The organism is Cytobacillus horneckiae (assembly GCF_002835735.1).
In the GTDB taxonomy this organism is placed as follows: Bacteria; Bacillota; Bacilli; order Bacillales; family Cytobacillaceae; genus Cytobacillus; species Cytobacillus horneckiae.
This window is the reverse complement of the sequence record NZ_PISD01000023.1, coordinates 15,710-31,936: the sequence shown is the minus strand read 5'-3', so window position 1 is coordinate 31,936 and position 16,227 is coordinate 15,710. Positions and strand designations below refer to the sequence as shown.

At 33.6% G+C, this 16,227-nt stretch carries 18 protein-coding genes and 1 pseudogene; 16 read left to right on the top strand and 3 right to left on the bottom strand.

The window, feature by feature from the left end; genetic code table 11:
* The first annotated feature begins 5 nt into the window (after positions 1–5).
* From CWS20_RS11730 to CWS20_RS29415, 6 genes and pseudogenes are all read left to right on the top strand, one after another.
* The gene (locus CWS20_RS11730; protein ID WP_066193200.1) at positions 6–461 is read left to right on the top strand and encodes a DinB family protein; all 456 of its coding nucleotides are present in this window, start codon (positions 6–8) and stop codon (positions 459–461) included.
* Positions 462–672: 211 nt separating this feature from the next.
* On the top strand, positions 673–2,334 hold the full coding sequence (locus CWS20_RS11725; RefSeq protein ID WP_241504173.1) for a catalase: 1,662 nt from the start codon (positions 673–675) through the stop codon (positions 2,332–2,334).
* A 372-nt stretch (positions 2,335–2,706) separates the two neighbouring features.
* Entirely contained in the window at positions 2,707–2,877 is a 171-nt protein-coding gene (locus CWS20_RS27995; protein ID WP_158237003.1) for a hypothetical protein, read from the top strand.
* Between the two features lie 130 nt (positions 2,878–3,007).
* Positions 3,008–3,289 (top strand): hypothetical protein, encoded by a 282-nt coding sequence (locus CWS20_RS11720; protein WP_066193201.1) that lies wholly within the window; start codon positions 3,008–3,010, stop codon positions 3,287–3,289.
* Positions 3,290–3,705: 416 nt separating this feature from the next.
* Positions 3,706–4,137 (top strand): GNAT family N-acetyltransferase, encoded by a 432-nt coding sequence (locus CWS20_RS11715; RefSeq protein ID WP_066193204.1) that lies wholly within the window; start codon positions 3,706–3,708, stop codon positions 4,135–4,137.
* 235 nt (positions 4,138–4,372) lie between these two features.
* A pseudogene (locus tag CWS20_RS29415) lies at positions 4,373–4,734 on the top strand (hypothetical protein).
* A 388-nt stretch (positions 4,735–5,122) separates the two neighbouring features.
* Here the strand turns inward: CWS20_RS29415 and CWS20_RS11705 are convergent.
* Positions 5,123–5,647, bottom strand: a complete 525-nt coding sequence (locus CWS20_RS11705) for a CueP family metal-binding protein (protein WP_066193205.1) — start codon at positions 5,645–5,647, stop codon at positions 5,123–5,125.
* A 603-nt stretch (positions 5,648–6,250) separates the two neighbouring features.
* Here CWS20_RS11705 and CWS20_RS11700 point away from each other — a divergent pair.
* From CWS20_RS11700 to CWS20_RS11665, 8 genes are all read left to right on the top strand, one after another.
* Positions 6,251–6,577, top strand: a complete 327-nt coding sequence (locus CWS20_RS11700; protein WP_066193207.1) for a four-helix bundle copper-binding protein — start codon at positions 6,251–6,253, stop codon at positions 6,575–6,577.
* Positions 6,578–6,953: 376 nt separating this feature from the next.
* Positions 6,954–7,682, top strand: a complete 729-nt coding sequence (locus CWS20_RS11695) for an urease accessory protein UreH domain-containing protein (RefSeq protein WP_066193209.1) — start codon at positions 6,954–6,956, stop codon at positions 7,680–7,682.
* Positions 7,683–7,807: 125 nt separating this feature from the next.
* Entirely contained in the window at positions 7,808–8,683 is an 876-nt protein-coding gene (locus CWS20_RS11690; RefSeq protein ID WP_066193210.1) for a MerR family transcriptional regulator, read from the top strand.
* 276 nt (positions 8,684–8,959) lie between these two features.
* Positions 8,960–9,406 carry a GyrI-like domain-containing protein gene (locus CWS20_RS11685; protein WP_066193211.1) on the top strand — a complete coding sequence of 149 codons (447 nt, stop codon included), beginning with the start codon at positions 8,960–8,962 and terminating at the stop codon, positions 9,404–9,406.
* A gap of 116 nt (positions 9,407–9,522) precedes the next feature.
* Positions 9,523–9,873 (top strand): VOC family protein, encoded by a 351-nt coding sequence (locus CWS20_RS11680; RefSeq protein WP_066193213.1) that lies wholly within the window; start codon positions 9,523–9,525, stop codon positions 9,871–9,873.
* A 150-nt stretch (positions 9,874–10,023) separates the two neighbouring features.
* The gene (locus CWS20_RS11675; protein WP_066193214.1) at positions 10,024–10,239 is read left to right on the top strand and encodes a hypothetical protein; all 216 of its coding nucleotides are present in this window, start codon (positions 10,024–10,026) and stop codon (positions 10,237–10,239) included.
* Positions 10,240–10,871: 632 nt separating this feature from the next.
* Entirely contained in the window at positions 10,872–11,684 is an 813-nt protein-coding gene (locus CWS20_RS11670; protein WP_066193217.1) for a TrmB family transcriptional regulator, read from the top strand.
* Positions 11,685–11,746: 62 nt separating this feature from the next.
* A complete protein-coding gene (locus tag CWS20_RS11665) occupies positions 11,747–12,643 on the top strand; it encodes a DMT family transporter (protein WP_066193219.1) in 897 nt (298 codons plus the stop codon).
* Positions 12,644–13,363: 720 nt separating this feature from the next.
* Here the strand turns inward: CWS20_RS11665 and CWS20_RS11660 are convergent.
* Complete coding sequence (locus tag CWS20_RS11660) at positions 13,364–13,690, bottom strand: HD domain-containing protein (RefSeq protein ID WP_276328306.1); 327 nt, start codon at positions 13,688–13,690, stop codon at positions 13,364–13,366.
* A 766-nt stretch (positions 13,691–14,456) separates the two neighbouring features.
* Here CWS20_RS11660 and CWS20_RS11655 point away from each other — a divergent pair.
* Both CWS20_RS11655 and CWS20_RS11650 read left to right on the top strand, forming a co-directional pair.
* Positions 14,457–14,846, top strand: a complete 390-nt coding sequence (locus CWS20_RS11655) for a polysaccharide deacetylase family protein (protein ID WP_083957248.1) — start codon at positions 14,457–14,459, stop codon at positions 14,844–14,846.
* Positions 14,847–14,849: 3 nt separating this feature from the next.
* Positions 14,850–15,071: a polysaccharide deacetylase family protein gene (locus tag CWS20_RS11650; RefSeq protein ID WP_066193226.1), complete on the top strand. Its 222-nt coding sequence runs from the start codon at positions 14,850–14,852 to the stop codon at positions 15,069–15,071.
* 171 nt (positions 15,072–15,242) lie between these two features.
* On the opposite strand, the gene CWS20_RS11645 is transcribed toward CWS20_RS11650, so the two are convergent.
* Positions 15,243–16,118, bottom strand: a complete 876-nt coding sequence (locus tag CWS20_RS11645; RefSeq protein ID WP_066193228.1) for a LysR substrate-binding domain-containing protein — start codon at positions 16,116–16,118, stop codon at positions 15,243–15,245.
* Positions 16,119–16,227 lie beyond the last annotated feature (109 nt).

Here is a 16,227-nt window from a genome sequence, read left to right as displayed (position 1 = left end):
AGCATATGAATGAAAGAGAAGCGATATTGGCCCATCATCGAAAAGCAATCGAATTCGTTAAAAATATTAGTAAGAATCAGTGGCGAACGAGGATAGAAGAAGGAAAATGGACAGTGGCTGAAGTAATTGGCCATTTGCCGGCATGGGATGAATTTGTTCTAAAGAAGCGAATCCCTTTGCTATTTTTCCATGTGCCTTTACCGAAGGGCCCAGAAGCTGGAAAGCTGAATGAAGCATCTGCCAAGCTTGCCAGAGAGCAATCACAACGAGAAACAACCGCGCAATTTGTGGACATTAGAACACAATTATATGAAGCAATTAGAAACATCCCTCTTCATCGATGGCAGGAATCCTTAACAATAGGATCATCCACATTAACGTTAGCTGACTATTTACAAGGACTGAAGGAGCATGATGAGCATCACTTTAGCCAAATCAAAGCACTGTATGAAAGAGAGTAGCAGAAGACAGGCGTGAAACCTCGGAAAATTATATCCTCCTTTAAAACATTCAAATGACTGAATGTTTTTTCTCGTTAACCTTCTAAATTGCTCGTAATGATACGTTTAAAGGCTGCTTTCTTTCTATGCAAAACAAATGGCAAGTCATAAATCCAATGAAGCTCACGTAAATAATATTGTATCAGTAACTTGTGACATGGGAGGTAGGAGGATGGAAGAAAATAATGGAAATGGCTGGTTCCAATTAGAAGCGAAATCCCCCCTAAAAAACACAACGCCCCTAAAAAGTACAAATATATCCAAGAAATCGCCGATGAAAGAGCAAGCTAAGGAAAATAGAAGAAATAACAAAGAACATATAACGGAATCAAAGTTACAAAAAGAGGAAGAGATTTTTCACAGGCCAGCGGTAGACGAGAAGCCAAAAAGAAGAAATAGCCACGAGCAGCTAACAGAATCGGTAACACAAGAAGAAACGGCTCATCAAAGGCCGTCAGTACAAAGCTCTCTGAAGGATAAGCATGTTAAAGGACAGAGCAACAAGTGGGAAGAGGATATACCAGCGGCTTTTCATTCGCAGACTGTAGGCAAAAGAGGTCCTGTACTGGAGCAGGACAATATTTTACATGAAACGCTAGAGACATTTGTCCATGAAAAAATCATCGAAAGACCGGTGCATGTTAAAGGCTTTGGCGCATTTGGCTACTTTGAAACGATGAATGCCATGACGGAATATACAAAGCTAAGCTTCTTGCAAAATCCTGGTCAGACAGTACCAGTCACAGTAAGGTTTTCACTTGCTGTAAGTACGAAGGGCACACCGGATACATCTCGCAATGTACGTGGATTTTCCACTAAATTTTACACAGATGAAGGCATTTTTGATTTAATATGCAACCATATCCCTGTGTTTTCCGTAAGGGATGCTATTCGCTTTCCAGAGTCTATAAAGGCCTTTTTGCCATCGCCGAAAAATAATTTGATTGATCCTGAACGTTTTTGGAGCTTTGTTGCCCGAGCTCCAGAAGCTACTCATTTCGTAGTCAGAATCTATTCTGATGCAGGTACAGTAAAAAGTCTTCGCCACATTCCCGGGCATAGTGTGAACACTTATGTCTGGAGAAACGCGCAGGGCGTTCGCCGCTACCTGAAATATCGCTGGATTCCTTTTGCAGGTGAGGAGTATATTGATAGTCAAGAAGCTGCTAAGCTTGCCGGTGAGAATCCTGATATTGCCGGCAAAGATTTATTCGATACGATCGCATCAGGAGAGACAGTCGAATATGGGCTGTATGTGCAGCTAATGAATCCTGAAGATGAAGCCAAACTGCCATTTGATCCGCTGGATGATACGAAGGTTTGGGATGAACAGCAGTATCCTTTAATGCCGGTTGGGCGGATGGTATTGAACCGCAACCCTGATAATTATATGGAACAGGTGGAGAAAATCGCTTTTTCACCATCCAATCTGTTAGAAGGCGTAGAATTATCAGACGATAAAATGCTGCAGGGGCGTGCCAATATTTACTGGGATTCACAGCGACGTCGAATCGGGCCAGACTTCCGCAATATTCCTATTAATCATCAGCAAGATTGGTCGCCCGCTGACCTTCAAACAAGCGGAGAAGGCAGATATGTAGAGGGGCAACTCGTCCGGTCTGACCTGACAAAGCAGGACGACTTTACCCAGGCAGGTCAGTATTATCGGTCATTATCACCTGTAGGGCAAGAACATCTAGTCAATAACCTTGCTGCAGATTTAGCCGGTATCTCCAACGAGACACGAGGCATTGTCTTGAATTATATGTATCAAGCATCATCTGAACTAGGAGAGCGGGTTAAACGGCAAATAGACATGCAGGCAAAAAGATAATTTAAAGCTCCCATATAATTAAATATGGGAGCTTTAAATTGTAGACAGTGGAAATAATTAAATTTCAGTTGGGAGCGGTTCAATTTATTTTAAGATTCACAAACTAAGATCATTTTCAGCCTGCCCACACCTAATTTTGGTTTCAGATTCAACTCCGCCCATTTTCAACGCTCACCCCCGAAAAGCGAGCGGTAAGTCTCGGAAAATCCCAAACTCGAACTTTTTATTTAGGAATGAGTTTGTATATAGTCTCAAGCTTCCAAGAAAAAAGGAATAAAAATCCCTCAGGGTGTCGAGAAAGTTCTCGACAGCCTGTAAGTCTAGGCACTGGGAATGTGTCCTAAATTTAAATTGCAAAAAAGGGGATAAATTATGATAGAGGAGAAGAAAAGGAAGACACGCTCAGACAAGAAAAAAGATATCAAGCCTACAATTAATATTAAATTGCATGAATGTATAAATCGCCTTTCCTATATAACCAATACACCTGTTAAGGATGTTGGTGTCCATATATGTATGGCTGAACTTGAATCAAAAAAGTAATTGAATTAATAAGGAACTAAGCCAGTTACAAAATGGGAAGGTTCTAGTAATTGGTGGAGGAAATTCTGGTGCCCAAATAGCTGTTGAGTTAGCGAAAGAGGGGCATGTATTATTTGCGGTTTCACATAAAATGAAAATACTACCCCTAAGAATAATGGGGAAAAGTCTATTTTTCTGGTTAGATGTATTTAAATTACTTTACGTTGGGAGTGATACAAAGCGAGGTAAATGGTTTCAAAAACAGAACGATCCAATCTTTGGAAAAGAAATAAGACTCCATATATCCAACAGAACTATTATCAAGAAGAACCGGGTTACTCAGGAAAATGGAAATGGAGTTATGTTTGAAGATAAGAGTATAGAAAACGTGAATAATATAATTTGGGCTACAGGATTTACTCCTTCTTTTTAAATGGATTGATATAGATGGAGCATTATCGAAGAAGGGACAACCAATTCATAAACGAGGAGTAAGCTGTATAGAAGGATTATATTTAATTGGTTTACCTTGGCAATATCAGCGTGGATCAGCTCTTGTATGTGGAGTACATCGAGATGAAGAATACCTTTCTAAAAAAATCTATCAAGAATAAAGAAATAATACCTGGATACGTTGTTTCAAAAGGAAGAATCGCTTTTTGTTTTTGCCTAGGTAACAAACAGGTAGGATACCTGTGAAAAATATAAAGTTTGTGAAACTATAAAGGGACTTCTTAAAAAAGGGAGCCTCTTTGTATTATAACTAAAGGCGCAGTTCAGTTAAAGAAGGTTGATTCTTGGTAATTACAGAACTCTTATAGAAATAAAATATGTGAGGTGTGAGTGAAAGTGGAAATTAGAAAAGCAACAGTTAATGATATTGAGGGGATAACTAAATTGATGGAACATCTTGGATATCCTACCACAATCGAAAAAATGAAAACACGATTTAGCAATATTAAATCAAGTCCAGATTATCATACTTTGTTAGCATTATATGATGACAAAATAGTTGGAATGATGGGACTTGTTAAAGGGTATTACTATGAATTGGATGGCTTATATGTTCGTATTGTAGTCCTTGTGGTAGACTCAAATTATCGTAATAAAGGGATAGGTAAACAGCTATTAGAAGAAGCAGAAAATTGGGCAAAGAAAATTGGAGCAACGGGAATAGGACTAAATAGTGGGAACCGACCAGAGAGAATTAGGGCTCATAAGTTTTATAAAAATAATGGCTATGTAGAAAGGAGTATTGGATTTGCAAAAAGAGTTATCTAAATTGCACAATAATGATTAATATTATATAAAAGATATTGAAGAATTGTACTTTTCTTTAAAAAACGAGGGCTTTCCTCTAATAAGAAAGCTCTTTTCTTATGGAACAAAAGGGACAGGTTAGTGAAATAAGAAAAAGTTACAAATAGAGGTTTGGTTCTTTTCTACGTCGAATTATTTATGAAATTATAGTATTAACGTAATCAATAGGTTAAATATTAGGTGGAGGAAATATAAAATGCTTATTCGTGAATATAAAGAGACTGATGAATTAGGATGGGTTAGATGTAGAACACTATCATTTTTAAATACAGCTTATTTCGATATTGTCTTGAATAAAAAAGAAATTTATGATAATCCCTCGATTGAACTGGTTACAGAAATAAATGGACAAATTGTTGGTCTTATTGATGTTGAGTATGAAAAGGATTCATACTATCATATTTACTTTAAAGGAAATGAAATGAAATGAAAAATCGAATTGAAAGTATCATACCTAAGTTATACTTAGTCAATACATATACACATTACTTAGGAAAAGAGATTGAGCAATTTAAAACAACTAACCAACGAATTTATGAATGTGTTTGTTATGAATAATATCTAAACAATATACCTTGACGGTCACTGATGGAATGACAAAGCCTTTTGAATGTGTAGTTAAACTAATTGTGAATTCATCTCCTACTGTTAATGACAGTGAAACTGCAATTGGAAGTGTTATACATATAGATATATTTAGAATACCAGTCTTAATTAGGGAAGTAATTATTTTGTAAATAAAAAAACACCTCAATGTTTTTAATAAATATTAACAAGAAAATGCCAAAAAACTCCGCAAAAATTTTAAAATAAAAAAAGAATCGAGTTGCTTATCTCTGATAAGAATCGATTCTGATAAAAGTATTACTTATAAAAACCATCACTTAATTTAGTTTATTTTGTTTTCAAAAGAGAAAATTTTATGAAGAAGAATCTTCGAAAAACACTAGATTAACTGTATTGTTGTTATACAAGTGTTATCGCCTTCAAAAGTAGAAATCTCAGATTCTGCTGTTTTTCCATCATATTGAATCTTTACATAATAATTTTTGTCACGGGGTAACCAAAAATCTATAAATCCATTTTTTAGTGAAGTCATAGGCTCATCAACAATTACATTGCCGTCTTCGTCTTCAATGTATACATCGAATTTTTTTTCTACCAATTCTCCTTGGCAGCCAGTTAAGCTATGATTGGTACAAGGATGGGTTACTTCAACAAATGGTGCAATTGAAACAAAAAATTCATCTTCGGGAAGGCTGTAAGAAATCTCTTTATTATCACTATTAGTTACAATAAGTTCTTCTGAGGTGATGGAAGCGGTAACTTCCTCATTTGAATCTTTACCACTGAAATCTTGAACCATTTTCTTGATATCTTGAGTCTCTACTTCATTTGCTGTATCCTCACTACAAGCAGCCACTACTAAGATAAGTATTAATCCGATTACTGCCAATAAACTTTTTTTCATAAGTTGCTTCTACTCCTTATTCATATAATTGGTTAAATTTCTGGGGAAGTAAAGTATATCCTAAATATCTTTTACCATTACTTATAAGGCAAATTATAAAATCAAAATATGCATTATTTTTGCAAATATAAAAGACAAATTTATGGTAAACGCATTTAAAACCATAAAAACCAAACAAATCAAGCTAAAAAGGATAAATCATATTTAACTACAAAAAATTGACAAACAATTCTGTGCTACCCAGCCTAACTGCAATAATATTAATTCCTTTTTTCTGTATATTCTGGATAAAGTTCTTACATGTAAGGCTCGTCTGGTATATACCAACACCAAGTAGCCCAGAAATTTAACAAAAGTTGCCCTTTAAATTACTAAATTCTATCATTATTCTTATTAATCTGTTTTAATCGTGAAATCATGAGCATCATCCACTTCTTGAATATCTGTGTTAAATTTGAAAAAATAAACAAATTTTGCTCTATAATTCCATTATTTATTAAGATTTTGTGCAGTTTTTATGGAGTTTGTTACTTTCCGTTTATTTAAAAACTATTAGGTAAAAGTATGAATGTATTCAATAATTTTAACAGGAGGAATAAAACGATGGCACATGAACAACATTTAGAACTAATTCAGGCTTTACATGAGTGTATGACTGCATGTAATCACTGTTACGATGCTTGTTTAAAGGAAGAGGATATCCAAATGATGGCTGAATGTATTCGTCTGGACAGGGAGTGTGCGGATATTTGTAATTATCTTGAACAAGCCCTTTCAAGAAATACCCCATTTGTTTCTGAATTGGCCGCCGTTTGTGCAAAAATTTGCGAATTATGTGGAAATGAATGTAAAAAACATAATCATGATCATTGCCAAAAATGTGCTGATGCTTGCTTTAAATGTGCAGAAGCTTGTAAAAGTGTAGCATAGCGGTAGTAAACAAAAAAATTCTCGGAAATGAACTGTTCATTTCCGAGAATTTCTATTTTATTGACCATTTATTGTACGATTAACATCTCTTTCATTTCCTAATGACCCGATCTACAAGGTATATTACAGTAAATCGTATATTCTCCTAGTTTATCTGGAAACCTAACAAATCCATATTTTCTTGATATTTTAAATGTATACTTATAAAAAATAACTATATAAGAACAATGTTCATTATGATACTTTTTTGGGTAGGATTAATAGTTATTGGTTCTTCTCTCATCTTGCTTTATGTTCAGAGTATGAACAACTTAAATTAATTTTGAAACAATAAATTTATATGTTAGGAAGATAGAGTAGTCAGGGAGGTATAAATATGTTTGATTTGTTTAATCAAATAAGCCAAATGTTGAGTGGTCCAATACATGGGCTTGCCTATGGCTTTATGCATATACCACTATTATTTTCTTTTTTTTTGGGATTAGTGGGAGCGGTTGCACCATGCCAGCTGACAAGTAACGTTAGTGCAATTACTATTTATGGGAATAGATCGTTGGTCGATCGCGTTCCCTGGCTACATATAACCTTATTTATATTAGGAAAGATTGTCGTTTTCTTTTTACTGGGAATCATTATCTGGTTACTGGGGAATGAAGTGAACAATACTTTAGTACAATTCTTTCCGGTCTTAAGAAAAACAATTGGTCCATTACTTATTATTATTGGGCTAATAATGATAGGGGTATTTAAATTTAATAAATCTATAGGCTTAATCAGATTGCCAGATAAGTTAAAAGATAGCTATATTGGAAGCTTCTTATTAGGAGTAAGCTTTACATTGGCATTTTGTCCGACAATGTTTATCCTCTTTTTTGTGACATTAATGCCAGTTGTATTGACAACATCATATGGCGTCCTACTACCGTCTATATTTGGAATTGGAACCTCTTTTCCTCTTCTGCTGGTAATCTTTCTGATTTGGTATTTTGGTGCAAGTGGGGCAATCATGAAGAAAAGCAGAAAAGTAGGGGCTATCACTCAAAAACTTGCTGGTGGATTACTCCTTATTATTGGTATTTTTGATTCATTAACCTATTTGTTTTAAAGAGGTCTCAAATATGCTTAATAAACTGTCTTTTTAGCGAAACAATGATAATTTATTTTTCCTAAAAAAGCCTATTGACTACTACCCTAGGTGTTAGCTTATGCTTCTTTTGTGAGGTGATAGTTATGTTAATTAATGAAGCAAGTAGATTAACAAATTTGACTAAAAAAGCTATAGAGTATTACATAGAACAAAAATTGGTATTTCCCAATATTTTAGACAACGGGTACCGTGATTTCAGAGAAAATGATGTAGAGTGTTTAAAGAAAATTTATGTTTTTCGTAAACTTGGGCTTAGCACAGAGGAAATCAAGGCAGTGCTTGCCGATAAGACAAACAACATATTGCAAAAGATATCGGTACAAAGGGAATTAATTATGCAGAGGGAACAGGAAAAAAAATCCATTCTCCACCAACTAATTTTTGGTAAAAATTATTCTGAATTAATTAAGGATCTGAGAGCTATTGAACAGAGTTCAACTGTAACCGAAAAGCTATTAGAGGCGTTTCCAGGATACTACGGTCGATTTATTTGCCTGCATTTTGCACGATTTTTGAATGAGCCTATTACAAGCTCAGATCAGCAATCTGCGTATGAAGAAATTATAGCATTTTTGGATAATGCACCCTCATTGCAGTTAACTGAAGACTTACAATTGTTCTTAATGGAAAGCACAAATTATATTAACATACAAAATATTCGTGACGTGATAGAGAATACAGAGTATTCTATTGAAAATCCAGATAAGTTCTTGTCAGAAAACAAGGAATTTATAGAGCTATACTTGGCCCACAAGCAGTCCGAAGAATACAAAAATTCACCAATCTATAAGATCCAAACAATTCTTAAAGAGTTTAATCATACAAGTTGTTATTATGATATATTCATTCCTGCAATGAAAAAATTAAGTGTTTCTTATTCAGAGTATTGTAAGCAGATGGAAGTAGTAAACGAAAAATTATCTTTACAATATCCAGAAATAAACAAATTGAACAACTAAGCGAATAGGGTGATTTTACTAACAGTTAGAGCTTTTCATTCTAATGATATGAAATAGAGTAACTCAGTCATATTTTCATAAAAACATTTAAAGTGTAGAAGTAAAGGGTTATTTCCTCAAAATAAGAAAGCTTTTTTCTTATGGAACAAAAGGGCAGGTTAGTTGAATAACAGTTGCATAAAAAGTTGAAATCCTTACTTCGTTGCAGGAAGTAAGGATTTTTTGTTGAATAAACTGGAATATTATGAAATTATCGAGTGGTTAGGAGAGGTTAATATGTCATTTATGATGGTTAAAAAAGAATTTAAGCTTGTTGGATTAAAAGGTAGTGGGGAGTTTGTTAACTTTGGTAATGAAGTGCCCTTGCTTGCAAAGCAACTATTAAGTCGCTCCAACGAAATCCTAAATCTAGTAGAGACCGAAATTGCATTATTAGAACCTAAAAAGGATGAGGAGCATAGGGTAGGTCATTATTATGTAGGGTTAATTGTGAGTGAGAAATTAAATGAGGTACCAACTGGAATGGATTATATTGAAACATATAAAAGTTACATAACTACAAGAGGGGATATATCTAATTTGGGAGAACTTCATTTGAATTTATTGAATTGGGCAGAAGAACAAGGTTTTCAAAGAGATCTCGATTCTTATATTATCGAGACATATCACCCTATGGGGGAAGGAGATGAAGAAGTACAGATTTATTTACCAATTCAAGATTAAAAGTACAAATCAAAAATCTTCTTAAACAAACGGGCAGTTTAGCTTAACAAGAGGGGAATATATAACCTGTAGAGAATTAATCTTGTATACTCGAAGTGTATTTTGGAGGTAGTTTAATGAACCCTATATTAAATAAAATCGGAACAATTTTTATTCCTGTAAGTAATGTTGAAGAAGCTCGTGATTGGTATTGTGACATATTAGGGTTAATAGCAGAAGGTGAGATACTATATGGTCATTTATATATTGTACCAATGAATGGGACAGGAATTGTATTAGATAGCAAGATTTATTCAGAAGATAATATTATAAAAACTCCACTTTTTCATTTTAACACTAACAATATTGAGCGAGCATATGAGTATTTGAGAAGTAAGAATGTCGAATTAACAACAGAAATTGAGCATAACCATTGGTTTAATTTCAAAGACCCTTATAGGAACCATTTGATGGTATGCAAGAGTTAATCTTATTTCACTATCGTGTGCTTTCCTTATAATAAAGGCGAGCCTCTTTACTATGATGCTATAGGGGGCGGTTTTGTTGAATAAGGTTATGATAATATAAATGCTAAAAATAGGAGTTGAAATCATATTTTAAAGGAGGTTAACGATAAAATGAATCAAGAAACTACGGTATTAGATAGTATGTTACAAAATATTGATCAATTAAATGAAGAAGAAGCGAAAGCCTTTTTGAAATTAATATATACAAGAATAAATATTTACGAAAAAGGAAATGGGAATTATCTAGCTGAAAAATTAATTAAAGATATTTCAAATGTTTTTACAAGGATACCTGAAGTAACACAAATTAGAGTAGGTAAGAAATAGTTGATTCTAGCTAATTTATCTTTGATTATAGGGGCAGTTTAGTGGAAGAAGGGAAACAACGGGACCTGACTCAGATATGTTGAAATTGGTTTCCCCAGTTGCGTGGCAGCATATCAATCTTTATGGTCGACGAGTTTAATAAAAAACAAGAATCGATCGACATGAGCGAAATTATTCAGGAATTGACCCAATCAAAAGTTATACCAGGCGTGGGTTTGAAATAAAGTTTGATTTTTAATGAATTAGGAGCTGTTAAGGATAGAATTGTTCCGTTAAAGGGCCATTTAATTGAGTAAAACCCCACTTTTTTATGCAGCATCAGACGTACTTGAGAGCAGGTAATCGTTGATTAAATCAAGCATAAACGATAAATGGTGATAAAATGAAACCCCTTGTGTGCTCAAGGGGTTTCATTTAGGCTAGGTTCCGAAAGGAGACATTATTTAACAAATATTGTATATAGCATACAATATTTGTTAGAGATAAATTATTATTACTTTGAAATAAAGTGGAAATATCTATAAAGAAGTTGTACCGTTTTGGAAAACATTAAGTATTTGTCTGAGATTGTAGACTTTTTAGTACGAATGATTTATAGTAGTTGGTACATTAACTACTAAGAAGGTGAGTTTATGGAAGACAAGGCCATTATTGAATTGCAAAAACATGGATTTTCAAAATACGAGTGTAAGGCCTATATAGGTTTATTGAAATCACCTGCGATTACTGGCTATGAATTAAGTAAGCGTTCTGGCGTCCCAAGGTCAATGATTTATGAGGTATTGGGCAAATTACTTGATAAAGGAGCCATTCAAACGGTTCCCTCTGATCCTATTGTCTATAAACCTGTCGATCCAAAACAGTTACTTTCTCGTCTTAAAGAAGAGATGAATACGTCATTTGAATTGTTAGAGTCATCTCTTACCGTTTTAGAAAGTGATCAAAAAGTTGATGTCGTGACGAGAATTGTCCAGTACCAGCATATTGTTCAAGAAATGCTTTCGATGATTCGATCCGCAGAAAAAGAGATTTGGTTATCAATCTGGGCTCCTGCGGTGAAAGATATTGAAAAGGCTGTGCGGGAGAAAGAAGGTTCTATACCGATTTTCACCGTTTTATTTGGAGCTGAAAATAAGACATTGGGACATACCTATCATCACAATTATATGGCTCCAGACATTGTGAGTAAACGAATGGACGGATATTTGACTATTCTTGTTCGAGATGAAGAAGAGGCCCTTATTGCTAAGTTTAGTGATAGAGGTTCTGAGTGGGCAGTGAAGTCAACAGATCCTGCTCTCGTTCTTATTGCTACTGAATACATTAGGCACGATATTATGGTAGAAGAAATTACAAATGCATTCGGTCCTGAAAAGCTAGATGAGCTATGGAAATCGCGAGAAGATTTAATTCAAGTAATGACAGGAAAAAACAGCTTAACATAAAGCTGTTTTTTTACCACCAAATTATTAGTAGTTATAACAATAACGACTCAGGGGGGGATTAAATGTATGCCAAATTAAAGTTTGCCATCTCGATGGCCATATTTGGTTCAGTCGGTCTATTTTCAGAAAAAACAGGTCTACACTCGATTGAACTAGTTTTTGTGCGTTGTCTCTGTGCTAGTATTCTTTTAGGTACAATATGGGGCGTTATCACATTAAAAACACAACAACCGAAGAAAGTCTCTATTCCTCGTAAGGAGTATTTACTTGCCTTATTATGTGGTGTATTCCTTATCGTAAATTGGGTGTTTTTCTTCCGTTCTTTAGAAGTAATGCCTATCACTGTGGCGGTATCCATTTATCATTTAGCACCCGTTATTGTACTTCTCTTAGGCTCTGTTATTTTTAAAGAAAAAATAACAAAAATGGGATTAGTCTTTTTCTTTATTTGCTTTGTAGGAACATTATTAGTTGGAGGAATTCATCAACATACAACGATGACCGGATTTTTATCCACGGGTGTTTTATGGGCGTTTGCAGCAGCATTCTTCTACGCTCTAACTTCTATTATGGGAAAAGGAATTCAAATGCTTAGTCCTTTGTTAACAACCGTTATCCAAACAAGTCTGGGTATTTTATTATTGATACCATTAGTGGATTGGTCAAACTTTATGCATCTTACCATTGAAAACTGGTTCTATATCCTTGTTACAGGATTTATTCATACAGGATTTGTGTTTTATTTATTTTTCAGTAGTTTGCGTGAGTTAAGAGCACAAACAATTGCTATTTTAGTTTTTGTTGATCCGGTTATTGCAATCTTATTGGATGTAACTATTTTGAACTACCGCCCTGATGTCTACCAGCTTCTCGGAATATTTCTAGTGTTTGTGGGAATCAGTTATTCTCCGAAAAAAGAAAGAAATTTAGAAAAGCCTAAATTTATTCGCTCAAACTAATAATGTTATTTAAGATATCAAATAATAATGATAAATTTTGAGGTGGTGAAATTCCTTGTGATTGCAAGGGATTTCATTTTTTGTGTGTTTCTATAATATTGATTATGTGAAAGAGATAGACAAAAAAATCTCAACTTGTTTAAGAGGGATTGACGCAAACCCCTAAAACGGTTTTTTTCTTCTTCTAACCAAGAAAAAGACTCTAAATAAGTCTAGGACACAATTAAATTAACTAGACTATGATGAATAGTGGATACTATGTTTAATATAACGTAGATTATCCACTATTTTTTTATATATTATTTTCGCTGCCTATACTATTTTATTTGGTATAAAATGAATAATATATAAGTAGATACATGAGTATCTCATTAGAATTTAGAGGGGGAGAAAGTCCTGAATATATATAATAATTTTAATTATTGTTTTATAATTTATATATAATTATTAATAGTATGCGGACAGAATGATGAAGGGAGATAAAATGGAAGATAAATTGTTAGTTGGTGTTGATATAGGAGGAACCAATATTAAATTTGCGTGGATTAGCACTCAAGGAGATTGCTTAGTTGGGCAATGATGCGGGTATATTAGGTGCTGGATTGTTAGCGAAATATTACATAACTGATTTAAAACGAAGTGTATAAGGGGTTATATTATATAGTTTAAGATAGATAAATTTAACAGTACTTTCTTATCTACTATTTCTAAGTTTTATATTTAATTTATAGAATAATCCGAAGTTGGATTGTAGGTCAATGGTATAGTATTGCTCCCCATCCCCTTTAAGGTAGTATGGCATTCTATAGCACTTAAAATCTGTTGATTATCTATATTAAAAACTTCATTCGCAATTACCCTAGATATTTTTTGATGTATTATCATTGGAAACATTCTTTCTTCTGGAAGGATGGTAATTCCTAAATCTTCTGCAAATGAAATGCGTTTACTATTTGGTATTATTCCACTTATATCATGCAATAATCCCGCATTAAATGCTGCTACTTTATCTGAATCGAATTGCTCGGCTAACTTTTCGGCCATGATACCAACTTCAAGAACAGGTTAATGAAGTAGAAGATCTTTTTAATGTGGTTATGGAAATCGAAAATAGTAGCTTAGATATGTTCACTCTTTCTAATAACGCAAAGAGTGATATTTCTTCTATTAACTGTTAAGATAAAAAAGGGAAGTCGCTCAGACTTCCTTGTTTTGTTATGTTCCTTTATTAAAAAGCCCTACTTCACAAATTTCCCCTTATTTTATTGATTTGTAAGTGTAATTACAATTAAATGAATAAAAATTAAACAAATATAAGAGCCTTACTACAATAAAATGTAGCAAGCTCTTATATTTTTATATAAAAAGTAAATAACTTTATTGTCACTTTACAGTACGCTGTTTTATCATTTTATTGCCCGAGGAAAATTAAATTCAGATATATTAATATTATTTATTTTCTATTTTTTTGCTTTATTCACTGTCATCCTAGTATGTTTATCTTATAGTGCTGCAACAATCCCTTCTAATTGAGCTTAAGATATTTTATGACACACGTTTCTCTAATGTCTCTGTATTTAATATTTATATATGTGCAAAATATATAACGGAAAATTCTTTTTAGAAAGAGGGATAATTTTATTTGGGGGCTAAAGCCAAGTTTTCTATTTACATGTTCTTATTCATATGCATTTTTATTACGGAACCAATCCAGGCAAATGAAGTTGACTCTTCACATAAACAAAGAGGAAGCGAAGTCAGACAATCAGATGCTTTTCCTCTATGGTAATTACAAAATGTATATCCTCACCTAATATTTAACCAAGGCGCTTCAAACTCTAATCAAATTGCTTTAACATTCGATGACGGTCCTGATCCAAGATATACCGAAAATATCTTGAACATCCTTACCACATATAATGTTCCAGCTACATTTTTTGTTTTAGGTGAAAGAGTTGCGATGTATCCAGAACTTGTTAAACGTATGAATAAAGAGGGACATGACATCGGTAGCCATTCATTTACTCATGTGAATTTTGCTGTAGCTGATATGGAGACATTTGAAGCTGATATGGAGCAATCTGAAGAATTAATTGAAAAAACGATTGGATATCGTCCTCGATTCTTTCGTCCACCATATGGAAATATAACATTAGACCAGGTGATTAAACTAGAAGAGTCAAATAATTTAATTATTGGTTAGAATGTGGATACTTTAGACTGGACAGGGAATAATGCAGAGGAAATCAATAACATTGTACTAAGTAATGATGGACCGGGAAGTATTATTCTATTTCATGATGGTGTTCATTATACTCAAGATATTAATTCACCTGAAGCCTTAGCTGATCTTATTCCAGAACTACAAAGGCAAGGTTATGAATTTGTAACCGTTTCAGAATTGCTTAACATTCCAAAAACTAAGTAAACAACTGAACAAAAAGCACTTTCGAACTTCCGTATAAAGAACTATCAGGAAAACCAGCCATTTGTTAACTAGCAAAGTTATAAAACAAAAGAAAGGGCTGTCTAAAAAAATAACTTTTTAAAGAAAAACTACGTGATGTGAAATCTCGTAGTTTTTGCATTTTTTAACTACTTAATCATTATTATTAAATTCAAAATATAACTTTAAAAAATTTTCTAGTATTTCCGAGTTATTATCCTTTCGCCATGCAAGCGATGCTTCAATTGTAGTATTTATATCCTCAACTTTCCTTTGTATTAAACCACTTAATGGATTAATTGATGAAGGTAACAATGCAACTCCCATACCATTCGCGACCAATGCCGAAACTGTTTGAAGGTCATTTGCCTGAATTGTAATTTTCGGTGCGAACCCTACATTTTGGAACAGGTCCATAAACGTTTCATAATAGAATGGAGCAGCTGATTTAGTTGCCATTATAAATGATTCATTTTCCAAATCACGAATATATATTGATTGTTTGAAAGCAAGGGGGTGTTTTTCTGGAATAATTGCCTTTAAACTCACCTTTCGGACTGGTTTTACATGAATTTTTTTACAATTCACTGGGGCAGCTACTATACCAATGTCAATTCTTTTTTCATTTAAAGCTTTAACTTGAAGAGGTGTACTGAGTTGTTGTAATACTATTCCAACTTTAGGGTATCGCTCACGATAATTTCGAATTGTTGGAATAAGGTCTTGCACTGAGCCACTAAACCCAATTATAAGTTCACCTTCAGATCCTGTAGAGGTTAATCTTGTACTAATACACGCTTGTTCAACTTGATCAATGATTTGATAAGCTTTATTCAGAAACACCTTCCCGGCATTTGTTAATTCAACATGTCGCTTCGTCCTATTAAATAATCGTACCCCCATTTCCTCTTCTAATTCTCTGATTTGCTTACTTAGAGGTGGTTGTGCGATGTGGAGTTTTTCTGCAGCTCTACTAAAGTTTAGTTCTTCTGCCAAAGTCAAAAAATATCTGATGTGCCTCAATTCCATTTCTTTTTTCTTCCTTTCGAACAATTATACCTAAAAGATATTAATAAGATGCTTTTTAAGTATTTCTCTTAATTATTATTATTGTTTAATATTAAGTCAAGGTTAAGTT

Bases quoted from the DNA above. Each gene is read 5' to 3' on its own strand.
- CWS20_RS11725 (WP_241504173.1), top strand. From the start codon at position 673: ATGGAAGAAAATAATGGAAATGGCTGGTTCCAATTAGAAGCGAAATCC.
- CWS20_RS11730 (WP_066193200.1), top strand. From the start codon at position 6: ATGAATGAAAGAGAAGCGATATTGGCCCATCATCGAAAAGCAATCGAA.
- CWS20_RS27995 (WP_158237003.1), top strand. From the start codon at position 2,707: ATGATAGAGGAGAAGAAAAGGAAGACACGCTCAGACAAGAAAAAAGAT.
- CWS20_RS11665 (WP_066193219.1), top strand. From the start codon at position 11,747: ATGTATGCCAAATTAAAGTTTGCCATCTCGATGGCCATATTTGGTTCA.
- CWS20_RS11675 (WP_066193214.1), top strand. From the start codon at position 10,024: ATGAATCAAGAAACTACGGTATTAGATAGTATGTTACAAAATATTGAT.
- CWS20_RS11705 (WP_066193205.1), bottom strand. From the start codon at position 5,647: ATGAAAAAAAGTTTATTGGCAGTAATCGGATTAATACTTATCTTAGTA.
- CWS20_RS11685 (WP_066193211.1), top strand. From the start codon at position 8,960: ATGTCATTTATGATGGTTAAAAAAGAATTTAAGCTTGTTGGATTAAAA.
- CWS20_RS11680 (WP_066193213.1), top strand. From the start codon at position 9,523: ATGAACCCTATATTAAATAAAATCGGAACAATTTTTATTCCTGTAAGT.
- CWS20_RS11670 (WP_066193217.1), top strand. From the start codon at position 10,872: ATGGAAGACAAGGCCATTATTGAATTGCAAAAACATGGATTTTCAAAA.
- CWS20_RS11720 (WP_066193201.1), top strand. From the start codon at position 3,008: ATGAAAATACTACCCCTAAGAATAATGGGGAAAAGTCTATTTTTCTGG.
- CWS20_RS11695 (WP_066193209.1), top strand. From the start codon at position 6,954: ATGTTTGATTTGTTTAATCAAATAAGCCAAATGTTGAGTGGTCCAATA.
- CWS20_RS11700 (WP_066193207.1), top strand. From the start codon at position 6,251: ATGGCACATGAACAACATTTAGAACTAATTCAGGCTTTACATGAGTGT.
- CWS20_RS11645 (WP_066193228.1), bottom strand. From the start codon at position 16,118: ATGGAATTGAGGCACATCAGATATTTTTTGACTTTGGCAGAAGAACTA.
- CWS20_RS11690 (WP_066193210.1), top strand. From the start codon at position 7,808: ATGTTAATTAATGAAGCAAGTAGATTAACAAATTTGACTAAAAAAGCT.